Origin of the sequence: Mesorhizobium sp. B2-3-12 (assembly GCF_006442205.1) — a bacterium.
In the GTDB taxonomy this organism is placed as follows: domain Bacteria; phylum Pseudomonadota; class Alphaproteobacteria; order Rhizobiales; family Rhizobiaceae; genus Mesorhizobium.
Map to the genome: position 1 here is coordinate 554,863 of NZ_VFVR01000002.1, position 23,512 is coordinate 578,374.

Here is a 23,512-nt window from a genome sequence, read left to right on the forward strand (position 1 = left end):
GGAGACCAGCTATGCCGCCGTGCTCGCGGCGCCAATGGTTCGCAGCCCGCCATGCTCGACGATGAAATCGATGACCTCCCGCAGGCCCTTGCCGCGCGAAAGATCGGTGAAGCCGAACGGACGCTTGCCGCGCATGCGGCCGGCGTCGCTCTCCATGACATCGAGATTGACGTTCACATAGGGCGCCAGGTCGCTCTTGTTGATGACGAGGAAATCGGAGCGGGTGATCGCCGGGCCGCCCTTCCTCGGGATCTCCTCGCCCTGGCAGACGGAGATGACGTAGAGCGTGAGATCGGCAAGGTCCGGCGAGAAGGTGGCGGCCAGATTGTCGCCGCCGGATTCGATGAAGATGATGTCGAGATCAGGGAATTTGCGGTTCAGCTCAGCGATGGCCTGCAAATTGATCGAGGCGTCCTCGCGGATGGCGGTGTGAGGGCAGCCGCCCGTCTCGACGCCGACGATGCGGTCCTCCGGCAGGGCCTGCAGCCGGGCCAGCATCATCGCGTCTTCCCTGGTGTAGATGTCGTTGGTGACGACGGCGATGGAAAACTCGTCACGCAGCGCCTTGCAGAGTTTTTCGGTGAGCGTCGTCTTGCCGGAGCCGACGGGGCCGCCAATGCCGATGCGAAGAGGACCGTTCGGTTGTGTCATGCCGGAAACTCCATGATGGCGAGGACCGCGAAGCCGAGCCCGATCAACAGGCACAGCGGCGAATAGAGACTGGTATCGAGCCGGGCGAAAGGCTGCTGCGGCGCCAGCCGTCGCCACCAGGGCGTGAACCCGGCAATGCCGCGTCCCAGGAACACCAGGCCGATCAGCATCGCCGTGGCGGCAAGCCCCTCCCTTGGAAAGGGCGAGGCAAAGAAATCGATGAGGGCGAGAGGCCACAGCGTTGCCAGGCCAAGGCAAGCGGCAACGGCGAAACTGGCTGATGGCGTCGGCATTTCGTCGACGCCGCGAAAGCCGACGACGGCATGGGCGCAGGACGCGGCGTCGCTGCCCGGCCAGATGCCGCCTATGCCCCAATAGACATGCAGCGCCGTGATCAGCAGCAGGACGAAGGAGAGGACGAAGGCGAGCAGGATCATGAACGGAACAATCTTGAATATTGTGTTTCGTGTTTCATCGCCATGATGTCGGAGACGAAGGCGCAGCCGCCGAGGTCGTCGGGCGAGGACCTCGCGGCGCGGTCGGCGGTCGCAATGGCCAGTCCTTCAAAGCCGGCTAATAATGCGGTCGCATCGTTCTGGCCGATCACGCCGAGCCGAATCGCGGCCTGGACGAGGTTGGAGAAGAAGGCTTGCAGGAAGGCGGACAGCGCGTCCCGCAGCGCAATGCCGTTGCCGCCAGCGACAGCGCCGACAGCGATGCAATAGGCGCATTCGGCCGGCAAGTGCTCCAGCACGGAATTGGGCCAGGCGCCGGCCGCTTTCAGGAAGGCCGCTCCCTGCAGCATGGTCTCGGCGTGGCGTTCGCGCGAGCCGGCCAGTGCCTCGGCCAGCGCGGCGACATCGGCCAGATCGCCGCCTTCGTGGGCGCGGCGCCAGCTCTCGGCGAACAGCACGGCATCGTTCCAGCCCGATCCCATCTCGACCAGCGTCTCCAGCCAGGACGCGAGGCTGTCGCCGTCGCTCACCAGCCCGTCATGCACGGCGCGCTCGAGGCCATGGCTGTAGGAGAAGCCGCCAACCGGAAAGGCCGGTGACAGCCACGCCATCAATCGCAGCAGGGCGATGCCGGACGGCTGATCAGTCATGGTCGTGGTGGTGGTCATCATGTGAATGGGAATGACCATGCGCTTGGCTGTGCGCGTGGGCGTGCGACTCGCCGTGCGCGTGGGAATGGGCTTCAGCATGGCTGTGGGCATGGCCATGATCATGCCCTCCCCCATGGCCGGAATAGGCGCCGCGCACCGGCTTGAACGGCTCCAAGACGTCGCGCACCGTGGCGCCGAGCCCCTCCAGCATCGCCTTGATGACATGGTCGCGCAGAATGAGGATGCGGTGCGCCTCGATGCTCGCGGCGAGATGGCGGTTGCCGATATGCCAGGCAATTTCGGTCAGATGCACCGCGTCGCGGGCGCGGATGTCATAGACCTCCTCGGGCGCCGCGACGATCTCGATTTGGCCGCCATCCTCCAGCACCAGCCGGTCGCCATCGTTCAGGGCAACAGGCTCGGGCAGGTCGACCAGCACCTTACCGCCATCGGCAAGTTCGATGGCGCGGCGGCGCAGATGCCGCTCGTCATGGGCGAGAACCGCACGGCCCGATGGCGCGGTGGTCGCGGCCGTGCCGGCTGACAGCACCGAGACGGCACGCGGAAATTTGGTGAAGTCGGTGTTGAGATTGAGCTTCATTTCATGGAGCCTCCGTTAGCCTTTGCCCGCGCCCGGGCGGGGCGCGAAAGCACGCGATCGAAATAGGCGTTGACGCGATCGGATTCGATCGGGAAGCGGCCGGCGCGGGCCCAACCGCCCATATCGCCGAGCATCACGTCGACGGCGGAAAACCGGTCTCCGAGTGCGAACGGCTTGTCGCCGAGCCGCCGATCCAGCGCCTTGACTTCCGTGGCGAAGTCATAGGCCGCCGCGGGGCCGACATCCACCCGCACTTCCCTGGGCAGGAGGAAACGATGACGCAGCTTGTTCCACAGCGGCGCTTCGAACTCCGACTGGGCAAAATGCATCCAGGAATCCATTTCGGCGCGGCCAGCGAGGCCCGGATTGGCGCCCAAGCCTCTGTCGGCGTGTTTGTCGGCGAGATAGACGCAGATCGCCGCCGAATCCGTCACCGTCAGTTCACCGTCGATGAGGATCGGCACCTTGCCCGACGGGTTGAGTTCGTAGGCTTCCGGCGAGCGGAACTTGACCTCGACGAATTCATAGGGCTGCCCGAGTTCCTCGAGCATCCAGAGGACGCGGCTGACCCGGGATCCGCGCGATCCGACGGCCTTGTACATGGTTGAACCCTGCATTCGCGGGAACTTTAGACCATCCCGCGCGGTCATACGATGGTGTCGAACAGCCGCAGGATGAACGATATCTGATAGATCAGCGCCGCCGTGACGAAGGCGATGTGGAAACGGCGTTCGCGCACCAGGATCGCGGCGATGCAGAGCGCGACGAAGATCGGCGTTCGGAACAGATATTCATTGCCGAAGCGGGCGAAATGCTCCGGCCCTTTCAACAGCGTGTCGATGACATCGAGCAGATAGGTCGCGCCCAACAGGCCGAAAAACCAGCCTCGGCGCGAATAGAAATAATCCTCGTAGCTGGTGTAATCGAGCATCGAATCCGGGAATAGCAGCGCGCACAGCAGGAACAGCGTGATGGCGTAGAAGATGATGAAGAGGTATTTGCCGAAGGTCCAGGTTTCGATGGTGTAGAGGCCGAACTCCCACCACCAGAAATGCACCAGCATCAGCAGCACCGAGGCGACCCAGGCCAGATGCACGGGATAGAGCCGGTACTGGCCTGGATGCTGGACGATGCGCGCCACCCCCGACAGCAGGCGGGCGACGCCAAGCCCGATCACCATGCCCATGACGATGCGGATATGCGGGAAAATGTCGTGGGGAGAAGCTATCTCGGTGGCCATGCCTAGTCGCGAATGAGTTGATCCGGCAACCAAGGGACGCCAGGGAAAAATTCCTGATCGAGCACGTCGGCGATTTGATAAGGACAATCGATCGGGAAATTCCTTCCAGACATACCCGTTTCGTCAATTGCTTTCAGCCTGGCAAACTCGAACTCGCTGGAAAGCTGCTTTCCCGGATAGGCCTTCATGCTTGGGCTTTCATCTATGAGCTTCTTGATCTGATACCGCTGCTCCCGAATGGTGAGCAACCAACCTGCCTTGCGTCGCTCTGCTTGGAACTGCCACTTCAGCAATGCAAAAGCAGCGTCCCAAGTCGGTTCGCAATCTCCCTCTTGTCGCTCCGCCCCAAGCTCTCGATCTCCTCGGCAAGATTCTCGCGATCGAGGTCGGAAAGACGACCTTGGCGCAGCAGCGCGCCCTGCTCGGCGCACCACTGAGCATAGTCGGCCTCAATGGGTGTAGACTTATGCCGCTGCTGTATCTGGACCTTGTTCATGGTCGCATAATGCGCCGTTTTAGGCCCCAAGCCAATCGCCGTCCGCCAATCACTGTTCGCGTCAAAACAGAAAATACCTTTGCGCCATCGGCAGCACCGTCGCCGGCTCGCAGGTCAGCAACTCGCCATCGGCGCGCACCTCGTAGGTTTCGGGATCGACCTCGACATGCGGCGTGGCGTCGTTGAGCACCATCGAATGCTTGCCGATGCCGCCGCGGGTGTTTTCGACAGCCATGAACTGCTTGTCGACGCCAAGCCGGCCATGCAGCCCTGACTCCAGCGCGGCTTTCGAGACGAAGGTCACGGACGAGTTGGTCCGGGCTTTGCCATAAGCGCCGAACATCGGCCTGTAGTGCATCGGCTGCGGCGTCGGGATCGAGGCGTTGGGATCGCCCATCGGGGCGGCGGCGATCATGCCGCCGATCAGCACCATGTCGGGCTTGACGCCGAAGAAGGCCGGGTTCCACAGCACCAGGTCGGCGCGCTTGCCGACCGCGACCGAACCGATCTCCTTCGACAGGCCATGCGCGATCGCCGGATTGATGGTGTATTTGGCGATGTAGCGGCGGACGCGGAAATTGTCGTTGTCGCCCGTCTCCTGCGGCAGCGAGCCGCGCTGGCGCTTCATCTTGTCGGCGGTCTGCCAGGTGCGGATCGCCACCTCGCCGACGCGGCCCATGGCCTGGCTGTCGGACGAGATGATCGAGAAGGCGCCGATGTCGTGCAAAATGTCTTCCGCCGCGATGGTCTCCTTGCGGATGCGGCTCTCGGCGAAGGCGATGTCCTCGGGGATCGACGGCGACAGGTGATGGCAGACCATCAGCATGTCGAGATGCTCGGCCAGCGTGTTGACCGTGTAGGGCCGCGTCGGGTTGGTCGAGGACGGGATGACGTTGGGCAGGCCGCAGACCTTGATGATGTCGGGCGCGTGGCCGCCGCCGGCCCCCTCGGTGTGGAAGGCATGGATGGTGCGGCCCTTGATGGCCGCTACCGTGTTCTCAACGAAGCCGGATTCGTTGAGCGTATCGGTGTGGATCATCACCTGCACGTCGTGGTCGTCGGCGACCGACAGGCAGCAATCGATCGCCGCCGGCGTGGTACCCCAATCCTCGTGCAGCTTCAGCGAACAGGCGCCGCCCAGAACCATCTCCTCGAGCGCCGCCGGCAGCGAGGCATTGCCCTTGCCGGACAGGCCGATGTTCATCGGGAAGGCGTCGAAGGACTGGATCATGCGCGCCATGTGCCATGGCCCCGGCGTGCAGGTGGTGGCCAGCGTGCCATGCGCCGGGCCGGTGCCGCCGCCGAGCATGGTGGTGATGCCCGACATCAGCGCCTCCTCGATCTGCTGCGGGCAGATGAAATGGATATGCGCGTCGAAGCCGCCGGCGGTGAGGATCTTGCCCTCGCCGGCAATGATTTCGGTGCCGGGGCCGATGATGATGGTGACGCCATCCTGCGTATCGGGATTGCCGGCCTTGCCGATCGCCGCGATGCGGCCGTCCCTCAGGCCGATATCGGCCTTGAAGATGCCGGCGCTGGCATCGATCACCAAAGCGTTGGTGATGACGGTGTCGACCGCGCCGCCAGCGCGGGAGACCTGGCTCTGGCCCATGCCGTCGCGAATGACCTTGCCGCCGCCGAATTTCACCTCCTCACCGTGGATGGTGAAATCCTTTTCGACCTCGATGAAGAGTTCGGTGTCGGCGAGCCGTACTCTGTCGCCGACCGTCGGGCCGTACATCTGGGCGTAGGCGGCACGGGTTAGTCTGGCCATCAGCGATTGCTCCCGAAATGCGGTGTTGGTGAAGCCGAGCTGCACATTGCCGCCGTCCAATGGTCACGCAATGACCCGCTGGGCGACACCTTCCGGACCCATTTGGCGGTTGAGGTTGGGAGGTCACCCCCCAACGACCGTTTGCCCAATCGATGGAAGGAAAATCCATGCGCAAAACGATAGTTCTTGCAGCCGCCGCCAGCCTGATGCTGGCGGGCGCCGCCAGTGCCCAGCAGCAGCCCGCGCAACAGCCCGCTCCGACTGCCCCCGCCCCGGCCGCCCCTGGCGGTCAGCAAGCCGCGCCGGCAATCCAGAGCGTCAACGTCATCGACATCAGCGAGCTGCCGAAGGACACCCAGACGCAGGTCAACCAGGTGATCGCCCAGCGTGGCGACGCCGGCCTGCAGAAACTGCGCAGCTCGATCGATGCCACGCCCAAGGTGAAGTCCGCCCTCCAGGCCAAGGGCATGACCTCGGCTCAGGTGGTCGCGGCCAGCATGGAGCCGAACGGCGCGCTGACCCTGATCACCAAGAAAGCCAGCTGACGAACCGGCGCGGCGGGCCGACATCCGGTCCGCCGTCCGGACCGCGGAGGGAACCCTGACAGGGCCGGGGGCGTTTCGTTTTCCAGGTCTTGAAGCAAACCGCGAAAGCGAACGATGACCATCACCACCCTGCCCGATATCAGATGGCTGCATGCCCTTGCGGCGGCTGCCTTTCTGGTGGCGAGCGCTCCCCATGCGGTGCTGAACGCGCAGGGTCTTGAAAGTCCGGAGACCGTCGACCGCATCGTCGGCTCGCAGGTCAATGAGGAAGAGGCCAAGGCAACCGCGGAAATCGGCAAGGTCAGTTCCGCGATCGACCGCACGCGCGAAAACATCAGCACGGTGCGCAAGACGTCCAAGCTCGACAAGGTCGATATCGTCTTCCTGACCGACGCGGCCCGCAGCGAAGGCGGCCCGCCGCCGGCCATCGAGAACAAGGTTCGGCAGCATCAGGACGATGTCGCCGAACTGCGCAAGGAAATCGAGGCCAACGCGCTGCTTTTCAACGCCATCGATTCGCGGCGTGTGCTTGCCCAGGATGTTCTGGCCGTGGAGTTCGACGATCCCGGAAAGATCGTCATCTACGCGGCCGCCAAGCCCTCGGACTGAGCGACGCGCAGCGCTCGTGCCTGCGCTGAAGCCACTCCTCGCGCGCCACGCGATAGACGCCCTCACAGCTTGCCCATTACCTTCTGCTGGAATCCGTAGACCTCGCGCTTGCCGCCAAGCGGCACCAGCGTAACGTCCCGCTCCTGCCCGGGTTCGAAGCGCGTGGCGGTGCCGGCGGCGATGTCGAGGCGCATGCCGCGCGCCTGTTCGCGGTCGAATTTCAGCGCCTCATTGGTTTCGAAGAAATGGTAGTGGCTGCCGACCTGGACCGGCCGGTCGCCACTGTTGGCGACTTTCAGGGTGAGGGTCGGCAGACCCTTGTTGAGTTCGATGTCGCCTTGGGCGGGGATGATTTCGCCGGGGATCATGGAGCCTCACACGACGCCGAAGGCGAGGCCGACGCCGATCGCCGCGCAGGCGGCACCGGCGATGCGGGCCACGCGGCGAAACCTCGTGCCGAGGCCAAGCCCGGCGGCGATGCCGATGGCATGGAGCAGCATGGTGGCGATGGCAAAGCCGGCCATATAGTCGAGCCCACCGGCATTTTCGGGCACTTCCGTGCCATGGGCGTGGCCGTGGAACAGCGCGAACAGGCCGAGGATGGCGACACCGGCAGAGACAGGCAGATCGACCGCCAGCGCCACCAGCAGACCGAGCGCCACGACCGAGGCCAAAATGCCCGGTTCGACGAAGGGCACCGGCACATGGGCCATACCAAGGGCCGCGCCGGCCAGCATCACGCCGACAAAGGCCGCCGGCCAAGCCCACATCGCCTTGCCGCCCTTCAGCGCCGCCCACAGCCCGACCGCGATCATCACGGTCATATGATCAAGGCCGGACAAAGGATGCATGAAGCCGGCGGTGAAGGAGGAGGTCGTGCCGATGCCGACATGGGCGTAGGCAGGCATGGCCGCCGTCACGAGCAGGAGCGCAGAGAGGCACAGGCGTTTGACAGGGATCATTTACTTGCCTTTCGTTTTGCGATGTCAGGCGGCCTTGGCCGGCCCGCAGCCCTCGGCCTTGAGCACGCGTTTGGTCGAAGCCGGATATTTCTTCAGCATCGCGGCGGGGCGGATCGGCCGCGCCGTAAAATTGCCGCCGCAGTTGGGGCAGACGCCGCCAAGCACGGTTTCGGCACAGCCGGCGCAGAAGGTGCACTCAAAGGTGCAGATCCGCGCATCCCTGGCTTCCGGCGGCAGATCCTTGTCGCAGCATTCACAGTTCGGGCGCAGCTCCAGCATTTTTCTCTCCTCACCGGATCGGTTCGTGCACGGTCACCAGCTTGGTGCCATCGGGGAATGTCGCTTCCACCTGCACGTCATGGATCATCTCGGCGATGCCTTGCATCACCTGCGCGCGGCTGACGATATGGGCGCCGGCCTCCATCAGTTCGGCCACCGGGCGGCCGTCGCGGGCGCCTTCGACGACGAAATCGGTGATCAGCGCGATGGCTTCCGGATGGTTGAGCTTGACGCCGCGCTCCAGCCGCTTGCGCGCCACCACCGCCGCCATGGCGATCAGCAGCTTGTCCTTTTCCCTTGGCGTCAGGTTCATGCGGCTTCCTGAAATGATGCGGAGATAGTCACAGTGACCATAATTTGGGCAGCCCGGCCTTTCCGTTGAGCAATCCTACGAGCGGGACCAGCCGCTGGCGCAGCTGGTAGCCGTCCTCGGCGCAGAGCCTCGCAAGAAGCTTGCCAGATGTCTTCACGCTCCAGACGCTGGCGCCGCCCTGGTCGCCGATGATCTCGCGAACCGGGTCGAGCAAGGCTTCCGCCCGCGGCGACACCAGCAGCAGCGTTGCCACGGCGATCGCGCCGCCTGTTATCGCCGCGCGGCACAGGGTGTCGGCGATGCCAGGTCCGATGCGAAAATCCTCGGCATGGATGAGGGTTCCTTCCCTGCGGACACGCCAGCGGTCGTGAAAAATGCCCTGTGCTGCGCGTTCGCCCATGGCCAGGCGACCGAAGACGGCCGCTTCCAGCACCAGCGCCTCGGCGCCGGCCGCAAGCTCGACATTGAGCGTGCGGGCAAAGGCGGCGCGGTCGAAGACGATGGTTTCCTGCGGCAGCCAGGCAACACTGCCGTTCTCGCCGACGGTCAGCTTCACGCTGACTTCGGCATGGTCCGACGCGGCGCGATAGACTTTTTCACAGGCTTGGGTTGTGACCGTGGCGCTGGCATCGGCGCCGACATCGACCTCCCAGCCGAGACGGTCGCCGCCGGTCAGCCCGCCGGCGGTGTTGATCAGGACGGCCTCCAGCGGACCGGCCGAAACGGCCGGCAGCCTTATCTTGGCGGAGCCGTCCTGATAGAGGCGCCGCAGCCGCGTACGGCCGTCGCTGCTGGCGCAGCCAAGCTGCGCCTTGCCCGCCGCGCGCTGGGCCAACTGACCTGAAAACTTCGTATTCTCGATCGTATCCACGCCGCCAAGTTAAGCACTGTGGCGCTTTTGTCGACATAATAGCTTGTTGCTTGATGGCGTTTCCGTTTCTATAGAGGGAACCACCTTGGTACGGTCAGGCGACGCTTGGCGGAGGTATAAGGCGAAGATCGCGGCCTGATATCGAGGAAAAGAAGGCGCCGTTCAGTTGGCGTCGGGAAACGACACAGTGGGGAAGAAACCGAATGGCTGACCAGCTGGCAACGGACATCATCGAGAAGATCAAGGCCCATGCCGAGCCGGGCGGCGAGGAAATCACCACGACAACCGAACTGACGGCGCTCGGCATCCATTCGCTGGAGCTGACCGAGATCATCTTCGACCTCGAGGAGCAGTATGGCATCGAGATCGAGATGAACACGGTCGATGCCTGGAGCAATCTGAAGAATGTCGGCGACATGGTCGAGGCCGTTCGCGCGCTGATCGCGAAAAAAGCCTGACCGAATGCAGAAACGCGTCGTCATCACCGGCCTTGGCGGGATATGCGGGCTCGGCACCAACATGCCGGCAATCTGGGGCGAGATGCGTGCCGGGCGTTCGGCGATCGGTCCTATCGGCAGCGATTTCCAGAGTGAACTGAAGGTCAAGACCGGCTGCGAAATCAAGGAACTGCCCGACCACGGCATCGAGCGCAAGCAGCTGGTGTCGATGGACCGCTTCAGCCTGCTTGCGGTGATCGCGGCGAAAGAAGCCATGCTGCAGTCCGGATTGGTCCCGCATGCGGACAATACCTATCGGATGGGGACCGTTATCGGTGTTGGCGTCTGCGGCTTCGAGACGGTCGAGGAGAACTATCGCGCCATCCTGATCGAGGGCAAGAATCGCGCCGGTATCTTCACCGTTCCCAGGGTCATGCCGGGCGCCGCCGCCGGCCAGGTCAGCATGCATCTTGGCTTGCGCGGACCGGTGTTCGGCGTCACTTCGGCCTGTTCGTCGGCCAACCATGCCATCGCCTCGGCGGTCGACCAGATCAGGCTCGGCCGCGCCGATGTCATGGTGGCCGGGGGCACCGATGCGCCGCTGGTGTGGGGCGTGCTGAAGGGCTGGGAGGCGCTGCGCGTGCTGGCGCCCGACACATGCAGGCCGTTCTCGGCCGACCGCCAGGGCCTGGTGCTGGGCGAAGGCGCCGGCATGGCGGTTCTGGAAAGCTACGACCATGCGATGGCGCGCGGCGCCACCATCCTCGCCGAAATCGCCGGCGCCGGCCTTTCGGCCGACGCCTCCGATATCGTCGCGCCGACTGTCGAGGGGCCGGAGGCCGCGATGCGCTTCTGCCTCGCCGATGCCGGGCTCAATCCCGAGGATATCGATTACCTCAACGCGCATGGCACCGGCACCAAGGCCAACGACCAGATCGAAACCCTCGCGATCAAGCGCGTCTTCGGGGAGCATGCGCGCGCGCTCTCGGTCTCTTCGACCAAGTCGATGCACGCCCATTGCCTTGGCGCATCGGGCGGACTGGAGATGATCGCCTGCGTCATGGCGATCCGCGAAGGCGTCGTGCCGCCGACGGCGAATTACCGCGAGCCCGATCCCGATTGCGATCTCGACGTGACGCCGAATGTCGCGCGCGAGCGCAAGGTGCGCGCCGCCATCAGCAATGGATTTGCCTTCGGCGGCACCAATGCGGTGCTGGCCTTCAAGGCCATCTAATCCGGGCGCTCACCACCTGCTCGGGCGGTCACCACCTGCGCCGACGGTTGCTATCCGCCCGGGCGGTCCGATCGGTTGACTATCCGTGCATGGTTAAAGCGTCGCCGCCATATTGATCCGGCCCGACCGCAGCTCTAATTCTTGGCCGACCCGCCAACACCGCGCCCTTCGCGCGCATCCCCGCCCAGGAGTTCCCGATGGCCGACCTGTCCGCCTTTCCGATCGCAACCCGTTGGCCGGCCCAGCATCCCGACCAGATCCAGCTCTATTCGGCGACGACGCCGAACGGGGTGAAGATATCGATCGCGCTGGAGGAACTGGGCCTGCCCTATGAGCCGCATCTCATCAACATCGGCAAGAACGAGAGCTGGACTCCGGAATTCCTGTCGCTCAACCCCAATGGCAAGATCCCGGCGATCATCGATCCCGACGGTCCGGACGGCAAGCCGATCGGCTTGTTCGAATCCGGCGCCATCCTGCTTTATCTTGCGGAAAAGACCGGCCTGCTCATGCCCGTTGACGCTGCGCGGCGCTATGAAGCGATCCAATGGGTCTTCTTCCAGATGGCGGCGGTCGGGCCGATGTTCGGCCAGGTCGGCTTCTTCCACAAATTCGCCGGCCGCGAGATCGCCGACAAACGGCCGCTGGAGCGCTACCGCGACGAATCGCGACGCCTGCTCGGCGTCCTCGATGTCAGGCTGAAGGGCCGCAAGTGGATCATGGACAATGACTACACCATCGCCGACATCTCGTTGCTCGGCTGGGTGCGCAACCTGATCGGTTTCTACGAGGCGCGCGATCTGGTCGGTTTCGACGATTTCGCCAATCTGGCGAAATGGCTGGAGCGCGGACTGGCGCGGCCGGCGGTGCAGAAGGGCCTGACCATTCCGGCCCGGCCCTGAACCCCGCCAGAACGGGGAAGGCGGGGTTCTACTTCGCTTTCGCCTTGGATCCGCCCCTGCCGACCACCGAGGCGGCAAGGGACGCCACGCCTCGCGCCGTGGCCACGACCGCTCCGGCGGCGACATTGGCTGCCGTGCGAACCTTGGAGTCGGCGCCCGCCGCCGGTTTGCTCGCCCGGGGGGTCTTCGCCGCCGATTTAGGCGCGGCCGCTTTCGCCGTGCTACCCGACACGACTTTTTTAGGCGCCGCCTTGCCAAAGGCCTTCGCATCCTTGGAGCGCTGGGCGATCGCGGGGCCGGCCCCAGCAGTCGATTGCGGCGCTTTCGGTTGAGCTGACTTGCCCCTGGCGGGCTTTTTTGCCTTGGTTGCCATCGGATGGAATCCCTCTTCTGGCATGATTGCCTGACCGGGATAACGCCTTGTAAGTCTTAAGGTTCCCGTCGAAAAATACTGAAGATTGATCGGGTTAACCAATGACCAGGTCGGCCGCCCGGCGCCGGGCCAGCACGCGTTCGATGTTGGGCATGTCGTTGGAGGCGATCCAGGCGCGTGCATCCGCCTCGGAGCGGCCATGCTCGTGCCAGCGTTCCATCAGGCGGCGCTCGAGTTCGTTGCGCGGCACGTCGACGAAAATCGAGAAATCGAACAGCGGCGCCAGCCGCGACCACGGCTCCTCGTCGAGCAGCAGGTAATTGCCTTCCACCAGGATGAACTTGGTCTCGGTACCGACGATCGCGGCCGCGGCGCGCGACAATTCCATGCTTCGGTCGAAGACGGGAATGGCGATCTCGGCCTCGCCGGCCCGGATACGCCTCAAAAGTGCCTCGAAGCCGGCAAAGTCGAAGGTTTCCGGCGCGCCTTTTCGCGCGCGCAGTCCGCGCGCGTCGAGCACGATGTCGTCATAGTGGAAGCCGTCCATCGGCACGACTTCCACCACACCCTCCGGCAAGAGGTCATGCAGGCTTGCCGACAGTGTCGACTTGCCGGCACCCGGCGGGCCCGCGATGGCGACGATGAAGCGCTTTGCCTGGCCGGCGCGCTTGAAGATGGTGGCGGCGAGGTGGGCGATTTCGGACATTTGGCTCTTCCCGCACGATTTCGGACGCATCTTGTCGGCAGTTGGCGGAAATTTCAAACCCTGCCGTCAGGCAATTTTCCTTATGCGGCCGCCGGCCGGCCGATGCGCAGGAATTCGCTGTCGAACGGGACCTCCACCGCGGTGGCGCCGACCAACCGCAGGCGGCCATCCGCCGTGGTAACCTCCCGCGGCGGCTTTCCGCCCGGCAGCGGCAAGGCACCGATGACGTGCCGGAACGAGACGGCGCGGCCCTCACCAAGATCGAATGCCGTGGCCACGCCCTCGCGCTTCAGCCAATTGTCGCCGAGCGAGGCGGCGTGGCCGATCGCCGTGCGCCCATCCTCGATGCCGAGCACGCCGAGGTGGCGGCCGCTCCACGGCGCGTAGTCACGCCCGCCATTCGAGAACCACAGCATCGTGACCGGCAGTTCGGCCGGGTTCTTCAGCACCAGCACCAGATCGTCCTCTGCCTGGCGCGCCAGCGCGGTCCAGCCCGGCCCGCCATGGTCGGCCTCGACCAAGGTAAGGAAATCCTCGCGCCGATCCTCCATGCGATAGTCCGTGAGATCGAGCGTACCGCCGCCGGCGGCGGGAAAATGCCCGAGGTCCGACGACCGACCGGGATACGCCAGCATGAAGCGGCCGCGCGCGGGGTCCGGCTCCAGCGGATCGGCCGGCGTGGCGGCAAAACGCTTCGGCGAGAAGGCCAGCCTGCCGCCGCCTCTCATCGCCGTCATCGGGTGATGAGCGACCGAGATCGCGCCGCGACCGCCGGAGAAAACATGTTCCTGGTAGAGGAAGGGATGATCGTCGATGAGCGTGAGAATCTTGTCGACGCTGGCGCCCATCACCTTGTGGCGCAGGCGGAAGACCGCGCGCCAGCCGCCCTGCGTGGCGCCGTTTTCCACCACATCCCAGGCGCTGTTGGCCGGCCAGCCATGCAGCGGCGCCTCCTCGACATCGCTGCGCGAAAACGGCGCGCAAAGAAAATCGCCGGAGAGCCGGACGGTGCCTTGCGGCAGGTCTGGAGGCAGCGTCTCGCTTGCGTCCACCCATGGCGCGCGATGCAGCGGCCGCAGCCGGCGCCCGCCGCTGTCGACGGTCATGTCGGCGATGTGGCCGACGGTGAGGTCGAGCGAAACCGAAATGCCCTTGGCGTTGATCGTGACCATATCCACCCTGCGATTCTGGAGCCGCCCACCAAACCCGCTTGGCGCACCTTGCGCAAGCGCGGCGACAGGCATTTCGCATCAAGGCAACGCCGCCGCCCCTCACAGCCTCCTCGCCCTGCCAAGGGCGGGGAGAGGAAATCAGGCCGTACCGCTCTCGACAATCCCTGCTCCAACCGCCATTAACCAAATGGACGCATCCGCCGCGTTACGTTAGCTTCGCCTCATCTCAGCAACAGCATCGCCAGAACAGTCCAGCCCTTGTCCTTTCCGCGTCTCTTTCCGCTCCTCCAGAAAATCCTGGCCGCGCTCGCCTTGGTGGCCTTAGTGGCCGGCTGTTCGACCACGGCCCCGCCGGACTCGGTCCTGGCCGTGCCGGCGGCACCGCAGAAATACGCGGCCATCGTCGTCGACGGAAAGAGCGGCAAGCAGCTGTTCGAGGTCAATTCGACGGCGCAGCGCTATCCGGCCTCGCTGACCAAGATGATGACGCTCTATCTGCTGTTCGAGGCGATGGACACCGGCCGCGTCACCAAGGAGACGCAGATCCCGGTTTCCGACCACGCCGCCTCGCAGCCGCCGACCAAGATGCGCTTCCGGCGCGGCGAGACGATCGACGTCGATTCCGCCATCCGCGCCATTGTCGTCAAATCCGCCAACGACGTGGCGGTTGCGGTGGGCGAATATCTGGGCGGTTCGGAGGACCAGTTCGCCGCCATGATGACGGCAAAGGCGCGATCGCTCGGCATGACCAGCACCACCTTCCGCAACGCGTCCGGCCTGCCCGACGATGGCCAGATGACCACGGCGCGCGACATGGCGGTGCTCGGCATGTCGCTGCAGCGGCGCTTTCCCCAGCATTTCCACTATTTCTCCGAAAGCGACTTCATGTTTCGCGGCCGGCTGGTGCGCGGCCACAACGACATGCTCGGCCGCGTGCGCGGCGTGAACGGCATCAAGACCGGCTATATCAGGGCGTCCGGCTTCAACATCGTCACCTCCTACGACGCCGACGGCCGCCAGTTGATCGTGGTGGTGATGGGCGCCGACTCGGCCCGCCAGCGCAACGACCATGTCGAAGCGCTGATCCAGCGCAGCCTGTCGCCCAGCATGGACGCCACCAAGACGCGGCTGATGTTCGCCGAACAGCAGTAGGTGAGGAGTGGTCCGCGCAGCGGACGCCCTGAACCTGCGAAGGGCGCCGTGCGCCCCCCGACCTCGGGTGCGCCCCTCAGCAGGCGAGGACCGTCGGCCAGCCACCGACCGTGTGAGCGCTCCCTGAAAACCCTCAGCCGGCTATTGTCTTGCGACTGTCACGCAATCGTGCGGAAGACGTGGCATAGGCTGCGAAATCCGACGGTGGCTATGCCCCGTCACCTCGGCGTATCCTAATTTGCAGCGCAGGAGCCCATGATGAGCACCGTTCCCAAGACATCCGAGCAGAAGGCGGCGGACAATGAGAACGACAGCGGCGGCGAATATTTCGAGGCGCCGACCACGCAGGAGGATTTGAGCGAGGTTTCGGACGAGCATTTCGACATACCCGAAGTGCCGGATTCCGAACCGACAACCTCCGGCGCGTCGCGCATAAAGCCGAAGAAGAAACCGTCGGCGATCTCGGGCCGCAAATTCCGCAAGCGCGACCTGGTGCGCATCGACACGCTGCGCCCGAGCCTCGCCGACCGCATTCATTCGGACCACCCCGACCTGCCCAAGGGCGCCCGCATCAGCCGCGAGGAGCTTGGCCGCTACCGCATGCGCTACATGGAGGAGCTCTTACAGCAGGAGCACGGCGAATTCTCCGAGCTCGACCGCCAGGTGGTGGAATCGATCGCCCGGCAGGATACGATTTCGGAGAACAGCGAAGAAGAATTCGAGGAGCACCGGACGTTCGCCGACCGCGTCTCCGACGGCATGGCCGCCTTTGGCGGCAGCTGGTGGTTCCTGATCTCGTTCGGCAGCGTTCTTCTGGTGTGGATCGGCATCAACCTGTTCGAGGGCACGACCGGCGCCTTCGATCCCTACCCCTTCATCCTGCTCAACCTGCTGCTCTCCTGCATCGCCGCCATCCAGGCGCCGATCATCATGATGAGCCAGAAGCGCCAGGAGGTGAAAGACCGCCTGCGCTCCTTCAACGACTACCGCGTCAACCTCAAGGCCGAGCTCGAAGTGCGCCATTTGCACGAAAAACTCGACTATCTGATCTCACGCCAATGGACGCGGCTGGCCGAGATGCAGCAGATGCAGCTCGACGCCATGCACGAACTGGCCAGCGCCAAGAAGGCGAAGCGGACGGTGCGCGGGCGAAGGGCGGTGAAGAGCGGGGTGGGGCAGTGAGGGGGTGGTGGACAACTAACTGGAGAATCTGCCTTTATCAGTTCCAGCGAGAATAACCGCACGGGGGAGCGAGCGTGTCGGTCAAGATAGTTGTCGCCGTGACGGACGGAGACTGGTTCCAGCAGCTTCGCCACATCCCTCAGTTGACCGAAGTCAATTTCTGGTCACCGTCGCCAAGGACCTTTCGGGCCCTACAGCCGGGCGAGCTATTTCTGTTCAAGTTGCACGCACCGATCAACATGATCGTGGGAGGTGGAATTTTCGCTTCTTCCACTGTCATGCCGCTGTCGTTGGCATGGGAGGCGTTCGGAGCAAGCAACGGCGTCTCAAGCTTGACCGAAATGCGATCGCGCATTCTGCGCTATCGTAAGCTCGACACGAGCACAACCGGACCCGTCGAGATCGGCTGTCGCATCCTCACCCAACCCTTCTTTCTTGACGAGAACCGTTGGTTTCCTCCTCCGCCATCTTGGTCGAAGAACATTGTTTCGTTTACGACTTACGGAACTGACGAACCCGAAGGTGCGGCTCTGTGGAACACGATGCAAGATGCGATGAGTCCAGCGCTTTCTAATCCGGGATTCTTCGAGCAACAATCGCGGTTTGGAGAACCTATGCTGATCCGGCCAAGGTTGGGCCAAGGAGCTTTCAGGTTGATGGTGACGGACCTTTATGAAAGGCGTTGCGCGATAACGAAGGAACGCACCCTGCCGGCTTTGGAAGCCGCCCATATCCGCCCTTATGCCGACGGCGGGGAACATTCGCCAAACAACGGCATTCTCATGCGGCGGGACATCCATAGCCTCTTTGATCAAGGCTATGTGACGGTCACGCCGGACCACCGCTTTGAAGTGAGCCGACGCATTCGCGAAGAGTTTGAGAACGGTCGGCACTATTACGAACTGCATGGATCGGCAGTCACTATTCCCTTGAAAGTCGGCCAGCAGCCCGACGCAGGTGCGTTGGCATGGCATAACAACGACCGATACCTTGGATAGCTCGCTTGAAGCCCGGGCCCGCTTCCGCTAAGAAGCCGTGACTTGCCGGTTCACCGGCTGGTTCGTTTTCCGGGCTCCTTGTCCTGAAAGCACCCGTAGCTCAGCTGGATAGAGCGCTGCCCTCCGAAGGCAGAGGTCACAGGTTCGAATCCTGTCGGGTGCGCCAGTTCGTCGATCTGTCGCTTCGCCTTTGAGAAACGCACCAGAAGAGTCATCTGGGCTATGCAGCAGAGCGTAAGTCGATGGCGTCGATTTCGCGCACTGCGGCTAGTGCTGACAATCCAGCCGCATAGCCGAGGATCGGATGGACCGCGTCGCCGATCCATTTGGCGAGATTCTTCCGTTTCAAAGGCAGGTCATCTGGCGCGAAGTCGAACCAGTCGGGAAATCCTTGGATGCGGGCTGCTTCCCGAGGAGTGATGACCCGCCGCCTGAGAGAGTGAACATAGCGGCCCTGCCCGGGTGTTCCGAAGCCCGTCGTTATGGTCTGAGCTGGACGATCCCAGTGCATCCGGCCGTAAACGGCGGTGTATGACGTGCCGTTTTTGTGGCAGTCCGGCCGTTGGTCATCGGGAAGGTCGAAGATATCATGTTCGAAAAGGTAATCGATTCTTGCCAAGTTGACCGGCGTCAGTGTCGGCGCAATATCCAACAGACTATCGGAAGACTTGTCGACTAGGTCGCCGATTGCCCACGACAATGGCATGGCTGGAGCGGAAAGCCTCTTTCCGATCAAGGCAAGATAGGTGGCGCCAATATTGCGGCCTCGGACGGCCAAAAGGAAATGGCGTGCACGTCTTTGCGCAGCGCCGAGTTCGTCTGCACGAATAACGGTCATAGATACCCCATAGCCCGCCGATCGAAGCAGACCTGCGGCGGTTGCCACCACGTCGGAATGGGAATTCTGAACCGTCGGGACGTTCTCAAGGAGGATCACCTCTGACCCCAACGCGACCCCCAACGCTACGGCGGTCACATAGAGGTCGTTGCGGGGGTCCTGTCGACGGGTATGGTTGTTGAGATTCGAATGCCCCTGGCACGGCGGTCCGGCGATAAACATATCGACGGAACCGACCCGACCTAGTTCCTCGTGCACGATCTCCGGCTTGTAGCCGAAGCTTGCGTTCTCCCCGGTTTCAAGCACATGGAAATCGACGAGAGAAGCCACGCTCGCCGCGAAATGTTTCCTCGCGCCGAGGTTGTGCCGATGGATGTGGACGGCAGTTGCATCTGTATCGACAATCGCGGCGAAATCGACTGCTCTGCCAATCGCCTCGGCAGCCAACGTCACGCCTAATCCCAAACCGCCGGAACCACAGAAAGCGTCTACAACACGAAGCGGCATTGCATCCTTTGCTTGAGCGATCTTACTGCCCCGGAGCATCGACTGCCAGAATGCAGCCTCATCGTTCAGTTCGACATCAGCTATGTCGTTGACTGCCGTTTCATAGACTTCACCGCCTAAATGAACCCCCCGCATGATCTGCTGTCCGAGTCTTTTAAACGCTTGCTGCAATTCCAACCTCACCCACTCGTTAGCGCGAGCCGCCCCCACTCTGATTCGATGAACTCGACCGCTCGCGCTTCGGACATTACCTCAAACATCAAATTGGATCGAGCCCTTTTGAGATGTTTTGCGAGGGCCCGAATCTCAAGTATTTTCAGCTTGGGCTTACGCTGGGCTTGCGCTGGGAATTGGAATTCCAACAGCGCACGAGCGAACCCTCGCGCGTCGGCATAGCCCTGCCGGAAGATATGACTCCGCCAGAAGTCGATATCGCCAAAGCGAGAGAGAGCGTATCTGTCCTTGGCGCTGGCATCGTAGGCGATTTCCGCTCGCAACCAGAGCCGATACAGCAGGTTCTCACCCGCGCCGCCAATGCCGAAATTCTTGGCATTTTGCGATCCGGCGTAGCGCCGATCGACGATCTCTTCGCAGTGTGTGACGGCGAGCCAAATCCAAAACTCGGGATCCGCCAAGGCGGGATGAGAGGGCATACGCTCGTGGATTTCCTCGCTTGCCGCAGCCTCGAAATCGCTTCCGTCGACCTTCCCTTTGTCCGTCATATGCTTGTCCGCTAGGGCCAGCAACGCTGCGGCGATACCTTCTGCGATTGATGTCCAATCCAAATCGGGTCCACCGTCGGCTAGCCTTGCTATCGGAACGGGAGGCTTGTCAGCGCCTTCTTCGACAACGAGATAACTCCGTGCCTCAGCTTTGCTCAGGATGGGATAAGGCATGTTAGGTTCCTATTTTATCCCGCGAACGACCGAGAGGCGATCTTGAAGTACGGCGCGAAGCCTTGATGGATCGTTAGCAAGTTTCTTCAATGTATCGAGTGTAAGTGGTTCGGCATCGCCTAGTTGCCTTGAAAGAGTTTCGAGTGGGCTGGAGGGGACGAATTCGTCCAGATCCTTCCATTCGGACTTGCTGGCTGTAACGATACTGAGGATGATTTCGCTCGCTAGAATGGGTTGTAGCGGCGCACCGATTGGCGAGTTCACCATCCCATTGTGCGCATCGATATGGATGTACACGGTTGCTACTGAGCTTCCGTCATCCATTTCTCCCGCGATGCCGCCGGCATAGTCGACTGCGAAGAAAGTCTTCTCTGGATATCCGGCGGCCTTCCACGCCTCATCCGTACGGGTCTGAAGATCGAACAATGCCGGAAGCGTGCGTGACCGCAGAAGGAAAGTCTTCCGCGCGAGCCAATGCCCGGGAACGAATGGGCTGCCCGGGGTCGGCGGCCGGTCGGTGGCGAGGCACAAAGCCAGTGTGAACTGGACATTGCGGCCGCCGCCCAGCTTCGCAAGGAGTTCGGAGCCGATGGGGAAATACGTTGGGATAGGTTCGGCGAGAATCGAGCGGGCGACGATCTCCGATCGCTTCAAAAACGAATTTTTGGCTATCAGCACCAATTCGAGGTCCCGGGCTGTTAACCCTTCTGGCATCCATTGGGTCGGATCGACCAGAACTGCATGGATAATCGGCTCGAGCTTCTGGAAGTCGATCTCATCAAGATCAAACGAAGTATCCCGAGACGTATCGCCCTTGGCGAAGAGACAGATACCGGAATCGTCAAGCGCATTCTCCGCCTTCGCCGTCTCGAAAAACGGTCGAACCTCGCGGGGCTCTGTTCTATGCCAAGCGACACTCATTGGCTGCTCTCCACGGGCTCGACTTCAGGTACGAAGCGGACCGTCCACATCGGATCATAAGGCACCGTTTCACACTCGAAACGCGCGATCTGCGATTGCGTTAGTTTGAAAGTTTTCCAACCGGGCCGTTGTACGTCGTCGGTCAGCGCGACATCCGACACGATTGTGAGACCAAGGTCGTCACCGACACTGCCGTCTTCGATAACCGGGCAGCTGACGCGGACGCGGATGTCGACGTCTTCAATATTCTCGTCGGCTTTCAATTTAACGCTAAATGCGGCCTTCAATCTCAACTCACCGCCGGTCGCTTCCGGGCGAGGCTCTTTGACGTAAGTCAGGTGAATGGGGGCCGGAGAGGGGTCCGGATTTGGCTGTGGTCCCTTCTTTGAGGGGGTCAGAAAGTTTGCCAGCGTCCGCTCCAAAAGCGAGAGGCGCTTCGGGCGGGGCGACGGCGGTGGTGACGCAGCATTCTGGCACTGCTTCAACGACCGGTGGATGCCTCCCAGCACCTTGTTCACAATGCTGCGCTTCCGTCCCGTCGCATCTTGAAGACGGCGCGCGTCTTTGTCCCATCGATCGTGAGCTGGCGGCTCTGCCGCGCGCAGAATATCGTCGATATCGTCGGCCGCGAAAAACGCACCGGCCATCGGTGGGTTACCAATGGTCCATTGCCGATGATAGGCAACCACCATTAGAGGCGTCCGGACCAGCGCCACTGTGTCGACGCGATCGTCCGGGACGAACAGCTTCATTTTGTCGTCCTGTTCGAGAACGACAAAACCGCAATTCCCAATACTCATGCCTTCCGACTTATTGAACGCCCTCTGGAAAGTCCTTTTACTGTCGGCCGGAGACTTCCCGGTGGCGGTCTCGAATGCCTCCAAGAATGGCCTCAAGTCGTTGCGCTTGCGCGGTCTTGGGAAGCCGATTCCACCTTCGGCATCGACAACACGTATGTCGAGCAGGTTTGAGAGCAAGCGCGGCCACCACCAATCCTCTACGCCGGTCAAAATATCTCCAGTGTTGACCATCGCGTCCACAATCAGCACCGACGTTCCTAGGTCGCCCTCCGATCGTTCGTCGAATCCCAACTTCGCAGCCATTGCGTCTGCCGCCGCGTCTCGCATTGGCGCTACTATCTGATAGGCGTTTGTGTGCTCGTTGGTGTTGTCGTGGCCGAACCAAGCGCGACCTGTGAAACCTTCGTCATGATACTTGTGCTTCCGATAGTAGCCGCACCCGAACAGCAATGACATCGGTTTGTCGTTGCCATCCTTGGTGCGGCTATAGGCAAAAATCGTCAGGATGCCAGAGTTGGAGCTATAGACCGATTTTCCGAAGCCGTAGGAGCCGCCAGTTCCGTGTTCGCTATGTTCTTTCCCTCCGTCGCCAAGGGACAGGAGGAAGCGACTGAATTTCGATTCCGAGTCCAAGGGGTCGCCAGCGAGGCCGGTGGTATTGTAGTCGTTTACGAACAGCAAATCGAGCGGCCTCTTCGCGTTCTCCAGATCGGCAATGCAGTTCGGCTCCTTGAAGCCTAGCCGATCTGCGCGGGCTGCGATTTTGTCCAAGCCCGCAGCGGCGACGAAAGCAGTCTTTTCCTTGCCCTTGACTGCCTTGGCAATGAATTCAACACGCACTTTTTGGTCGAGGCCGGCTTTGGCATCTACGCTGTTCTGGATCGCCTCCCGTGCCAAAACCGACGCCGGAGCCATTCCTGACGAAGCAAGCGTGTTCGTAAATGCTTCGCCGGTAGCACCGCCCATCGGCGGATTGTTTTCGAATACCCATCCTCTGGCGGATTGCCCGCTTGTTAGCACCGAAACCACCTTCGTCATCATGAACCCTTTTGATTTTTCACTAGGCGAGATTCCGCCGTAGTGCCCCCGCCGTTCAGGAACGCTTCAATGTCGTCCAGCGCGCCCCCTTCATCCTGTAAATCGCATTGCCATATAGTCATGACCCGCCATCCCCGTTCCACCAACTGGTCCACCTTTCGAGCGTCTCGCGCCCGATTTCCTGCTATCTTCGTCGACCAGAATTCGGGGCGCGTTTTGGGCAATCTGCCAAGTCTGCAGTGGTGACCGTGCCAGAAACAACCGTGAACAAACAAAGCGACCCTGCGACTTCCGAACACGATATCGGGTGTTCCGGGCAACCCACCCCCATGAATTCTGTAGCGCCACCCGGCGGCATACAGCATTCGACGGACGATCAACTCGGGTTTCGTATTCTTCGGCCCAATGCGCGCCATCAATTTGCTTCGCCGCTCCGGCGTGAGCGGGTCGGTCACCGGCATTACTCTAAGGTAAAAACCTGATCGGACGACGTGCCATTTTCGGAGAATCGTGCTTTTGTTGTATCCACTGCTCGCTGGAGTGCTTTAACGATTTTCTTCGTGTCCTCCTCCGTGAAGTCATAAGCGGCACGGTTAGACAGATTTCCGACTAGACGGATTTGATCGAGTGCCTTTGTGACGCGCTGGCTGGCCAGCTGTACGAACTTCGAGCGTTTGTCTCGCATTCAATCCTCCTGAAGTAGGCCGGACATATGATGCAAGTGTGCCGCACTGTCAACGCATAGACCGTACATTTCCAAAATATATGAAGAATGTGTCGAGTATGAGCACTGTCGAACCGCGATCAATCGAGCTTTAAGAGCGCCCTCGCTTCGAATTTGACGGGAGCTGAAGTTGCAGCTGTAAGTAAGGAAGGCCGAAGGGGTAGCTTGACAATCTCTTGACATCAA

General features: G+C 62.2%; 31 protein-coding genes and 1 tRNA gene. 9 read left to right on the forward strand and 23 right to left on the reverse strand.

All coding sequences use genetic code 11. The features are described from left to right. Window positions 1–9: 9 nt before the first annotated feature. The 9 genes from ureG to ureC form a co-directional block, all read right to left on the reverse strand. A complete protein-coding gene (gene ureG, locus FJ948_RS07995; protein WP_140703141.1) occupies window positions 10–651 on the reverse strand; it encodes an urease accessory protein UreG in 642 nt (213 codons plus the stop codon). Then, window positions 648–1,088 carry a DUF3995 domain-containing protein gene (locus FJ948_RS08000; RefSeq protein ID WP_140703143.1) on the reverse strand — a complete coding sequence of 147 codons (441 nt, stop codon included), beginning with the start codon at window positions 1,086–1,088 and terminating at the stop codon, window positions 648–650. Before FJ948_RS08000 ends, ureG begins: the two co-directional genes overlap by 4 nt. Continuing rightward, window positions 1,085–1,756: an urease accessory protein UreF gene (locus FJ948_RS08005; RefSeq protein WP_140703927.1), complete on the reverse strand. Its 672-nt coding sequence runs from the start codon at window positions 1,754–1,756 to the stop codon at window positions 1,085–1,087. Before FJ948_RS08005 ends, FJ948_RS08000 begins: the two co-directional genes overlap by 4 nt. Then, window positions 1,749–2,357, reverse strand: a complete 609-nt coding sequence (locus FJ948_RS08010) for an urease accessory protein UreE (RefSeq protein ID WP_140703145.1) — start codon at window positions 2,355–2,357, stop codon at window positions 1,749–1,751. The genes FJ948_RS08005 and FJ948_RS08010 overlap by 8 nt, the downstream gene beginning before the upstream one ends. Continuing rightward, entirely contained in the window at window positions 2,354–2,959 is a 606-nt protein-coding gene (locus tag FJ948_RS08015; protein ID WP_140703147.1) for a glutathione S-transferase family protein, read from the reverse strand. Before FJ948_RS08015 ends, FJ948_RS08010 begins: the two co-directional genes overlap by 4 nt. Window positions 2,960–3,003: 44 nt before the next feature. After that, entirely contained in the window at window positions 3,004–3,597 is a 594-nt protein-coding gene (locus FJ948_RS08020) for a hypothetical protein (protein ID WP_140703148.1), read from the reverse strand. Between the two features lie 2 nt (window positions 3,598–3,599). Further along, entirely contained in the window at window positions 3,600–3,890 is a 291-nt protein-coding gene (locus FJ948_RS30515; protein WP_246677470.1) for a DUF29 domain-containing protein, read from the reverse strand. Further along, window positions 3,884–4,093, reverse strand: a complete 210-nt coding sequence (locus tag FJ948_RS30520) for a DUF29 family protein (protein ID WP_246677471.1) — start codon at window positions 4,091–4,093, stop codon at window positions 3,884–3,886. Before FJ948_RS30520 ends, FJ948_RS30515 begins: the two co-directional genes overlap by 7 nt. A 61-nt stretch (window positions 4,094–4,154) precedes the next feature. After that, window positions 4,155–5,870: an urease subunit alpha gene (ureC, locus tag FJ948_RS08030; protein WP_181173628.1), complete on the reverse strand. Its 1,716-nt coding sequence runs from the start codon at window positions 5,868–5,870 to the stop codon at window positions 4,155–4,157. A 164-nt stretch (window positions 5,871–6,034) separates the two neighbouring features. Between ureC and FJ948_RS08035 the strand changes: the two genes are divergently transcribed. Together FJ948_RS08035 and FJ948_RS08040 are read left to right on the forward strand one after the other, a co-directional pair. Beyond that, window positions 6,035–6,412 (forward strand): hypothetical protein, encoded by a 378-nt coding sequence (locus FJ948_RS08035; RefSeq protein ID WP_140703152.1) that lies wholly within the window; start codon window positions 6,035–6,037, stop codon window positions 6,410–6,412. Between the two features lie 114 nt (window positions 6,413–6,526). Next, window positions 6,527–7,021 carry a hypothetical protein gene (locus tag FJ948_RS08040; RefSeq protein ID WP_140703153.1) on the forward strand — a complete coding sequence of 165 codons (495 nt, stop codon included), beginning with the start codon at window positions 6,527–6,529 and terminating at the stop codon, window positions 7,019–7,021. Between the two features lie 62 nt (window positions 7,022–7,083). Here FJ948_RS08040 and FJ948_RS08045 read toward each other — a convergent pair whose 3' ends face one another. From FJ948_RS08045 to FJ948_RS08065, 5 genes are read right to left on the reverse strand one after another with little or no spacing between them, the layout of a single operon-like run. After that, a complete protein-coding gene (locus FJ948_RS08045) occupies window positions 7,084–7,389 on the reverse strand; it encodes an urease subunit beta (protein ID WP_140703155.1) in 306 nt (101 codons plus the stop codon). 6 nt (window positions 7,390–7,395) lie between these two features. Beyond that, the gene (locus tag FJ948_RS08050; protein ID WP_140703157.1) at window positions 7,396–7,983 is read right to left on the reverse strand and encodes a HupE/UreJ family protein; all 588 of its coding nucleotides are present in this window, start codon (window positions 7,981–7,983) and stop codon (window positions 7,396–7,398) included. A 24-nt stretch (window positions 7,984–8,007) separates the two neighbouring features. Then, the gene (locus FJ948_RS08055) at window positions 8,008–8,262 is read right to left on the reverse strand and encodes a DUF1272 domain-containing protein (protein WP_140703159.1); all 255 of its coding nucleotides are present in this window, start codon (window positions 8,260–8,262) and stop codon (window positions 8,008–8,010) included. Between the two features lie 10 nt (window positions 8,263–8,272). Next, complete coding sequence (locus FJ948_RS08060) at window positions 8,273–8,575, reverse strand: urease subunit gamma (RefSeq protein ID WP_140703161.1); 303 nt, start codon at window positions 8,573–8,575, stop codon at window positions 8,273–8,275. 28 nt (window positions 8,576–8,603) lie between these two features. Beyond that, a complete protein-coding gene (locus FJ948_RS08065; protein WP_140703162.1) occupies window positions 8,604–9,446 on the reverse strand; it encodes an urease accessory protein UreD in 843 nt (280 codons plus the stop codon). A 203-nt stretch (window positions 9,447–9,649) separates the two neighbouring features. On the opposite strand from FJ948_RS08065, the gene FJ948_RS08070 reads away from it, so the two are divergent. The 3 genes from FJ948_RS08070 to FJ948_RS08080 all read left to right on the forward strand — a co-directional run bounded on the left by FJ948_RS08070 (window position 9,650) and on the right by FJ948_RS08080 (window position 12,019). Further along, window positions 9,650–9,904: an acyl carrier protein gene (locus FJ948_RS08070; RefSeq protein ID WP_027145432.1), complete on the forward strand. Its 255-nt coding sequence runs from the start codon at window positions 9,650–9,652 to the stop codon at window positions 9,902–9,904. Between the two features lie 4 nt (window positions 9,905–9,908). Next, window positions 9,909–11,117, forward strand: coding sequence for a beta-ketoacyl-[acyl-carrier-protein] synthase family protein (locus FJ948_RS08075; protein ID WP_140703164.1), 1,209 nt, complete (start codon window positions 9,909–9,911; stop codon window positions 11,115–11,117). 197 nt (window positions 11,118–11,314) lie between these two features. Continuing rightward, window positions 11,315–12,019, forward strand: a complete 705-nt coding sequence (locus tag FJ948_RS08080; protein ID WP_140703166.1) for a glutathione S-transferase N-terminal domain-containing protein — start codon at window positions 11,315–11,317, stop codon at window positions 12,017–12,019. 28 nt (window positions 12,020–12,047) lie between these two features. Here FJ948_RS08080 and FJ948_RS08085 read toward each other — a convergent pair whose 3' ends face one another. The 3 genes from FJ948_RS08085 to FJ948_RS08095 all read right to left on the reverse strand — a co-directional run bounded on the left by FJ948_RS08085 (window position 12,048) and on the right by FJ948_RS08095 (window position 14,276). Further along, entirely contained in the window at window positions 12,048–12,392 is a 345-nt protein-coding gene (locus tag FJ948_RS08085; protein ID WP_140703929.1) for a hypothetical protein, read from the reverse strand. A gap of 94 nt (window positions 12,393–12,486) precedes the next feature. Next, complete coding sequence (locus FJ948_RS08090) at window positions 12,487–13,098, reverse strand: nucleoside triphosphate hydrolase (protein ID WP_140703168.1); 612 nt, start codon at window positions 13,096–13,098, stop codon at window positions 12,487–12,489. Window positions 13,099–13,178: 80 nt separating this feature from the next. Further along, window positions 13,179–14,276 carry a hypothetical protein gene (locus tag FJ948_RS08095; protein ID WP_140703169.1) on the reverse strand — a complete coding sequence of 366 codons (1,098 nt, stop codon included), beginning with the start codon at window positions 14,274–14,276 and terminating at the stop codon, window positions 13,179–13,181. 252 nt (window positions 14,277–14,528) lie between these two features. Between FJ948_RS08095 and FJ948_RS08100 the strand changes: the two genes are divergently transcribed. The 4 genes from FJ948_RS08100 (at window position 14,529) to FJ948_RS08115 (ending at window position 17,768) form a co-directional block, all read left to right on the forward strand. Next, entirely contained in the window at window positions 14,529–15,422 is an 894-nt protein-coding gene (locus FJ948_RS08100) for a D-alanyl-D-alanine carboxypeptidase family protein (protein WP_140703171.1), read from the forward strand. Window positions 15,423–15,680: 258 nt separating this feature from the next. Continuing rightward, complete coding sequence (locus tag FJ948_RS08105) at window positions 15,681–16,604, forward strand: DUF1003 domain-containing protein (RefSeq protein WP_140703932.1); 924 nt, start codon at window positions 15,681–15,683, stop codon at window positions 16,602–16,604. Between the two features lie 74 nt (window positions 16,605–16,678). After that, window positions 16,679–17,602: an HNH endonuclease gene (locus FJ948_RS08110; RefSeq protein ID WP_140703173.1), complete on the forward strand. Its 924-nt coding sequence runs from the start codon at window positions 16,679–16,681 to the stop codon at window positions 17,600–17,602. Window positions 17,603–17,691: 89 nt separating this feature from the next. Beyond that, window positions 17,692–17,768 (forward strand) — tRNA-Arg (locus FJ948_RS08115). A gap of 54 nt (window positions 17,769–17,822) precedes the next feature. On the opposite strand, the gene FJ948_RS08120 is transcribed toward FJ948_RS08115, so the two are convergent. From FJ948_RS08120 to FJ948_RS08145, 6 genes are read right to left on the reverse strand one after another with little or no spacing between them, the layout of a single operon-like run. After that, complete coding sequence (locus tag FJ948_RS08120) at window positions 17,823–19,124, reverse strand: DNA cytosine methyltransferase (RefSeq protein ID WP_140703175.1); 1,302 nt, start codon at window positions 19,122–19,124, stop codon at window positions 17,823–17,825. Window positions 19,125–19,126: 2 nt separating this feature from the next. Continuing rightward, the gene (locus FJ948_RS08125) at window positions 19,127–19,843 is read right to left on the reverse strand and encodes a DUF6339 family protein (protein ID WP_140703176.1); all 717 of its coding nucleotides are present in this window, start codon (window positions 19,841–19,843) and stop codon (window positions 19,127–19,129) included. 9 nt (window positions 19,844–19,852) lie between these two features. Further along, a complete protein-coding gene (locus FJ948_RS08130; protein ID WP_140703178.1) occupies window positions 19,853–20,764 on the reverse strand; it encodes a hypothetical protein in 912 nt (303 codons plus the stop codon). Beyond that, a complete protein-coding gene (locus tag FJ948_RS08135) occupies window positions 20,761–22,605 on the reverse strand; it encodes a hypothetical protein (protein WP_140703180.1) in 1,845 nt (614 codons plus the stop codon). Before FJ948_RS08135 ends, FJ948_RS08130 begins: the two co-directional genes overlap by 4 nt. After that, a complete protein-coding gene (locus FJ948_RS08140; protein WP_140703182.1) occupies window positions 22,602–23,063 on the reverse strand; it encodes a very short patch repair endonuclease in 462 nt (153 codons plus the stop codon). The genes FJ948_RS08135 and FJ948_RS08140 overlap by 4 nt, the downstream gene beginning before the upstream one ends. After that, window positions 23,063–23,287 (reverse strand): hypothetical protein, encoded by a 225-nt coding sequence (locus FJ948_RS08145; RefSeq protein WP_140703183.1) that lies wholly within the window; start codon window positions 23,285–23,287, stop codon window positions 23,063–23,065. The genes FJ948_RS08140 and FJ948_RS08145 overlap by 1 nt, the downstream gene beginning before the upstream one ends. Window positions 23,288–23,512: the final 225 nt, after the last annotated feature.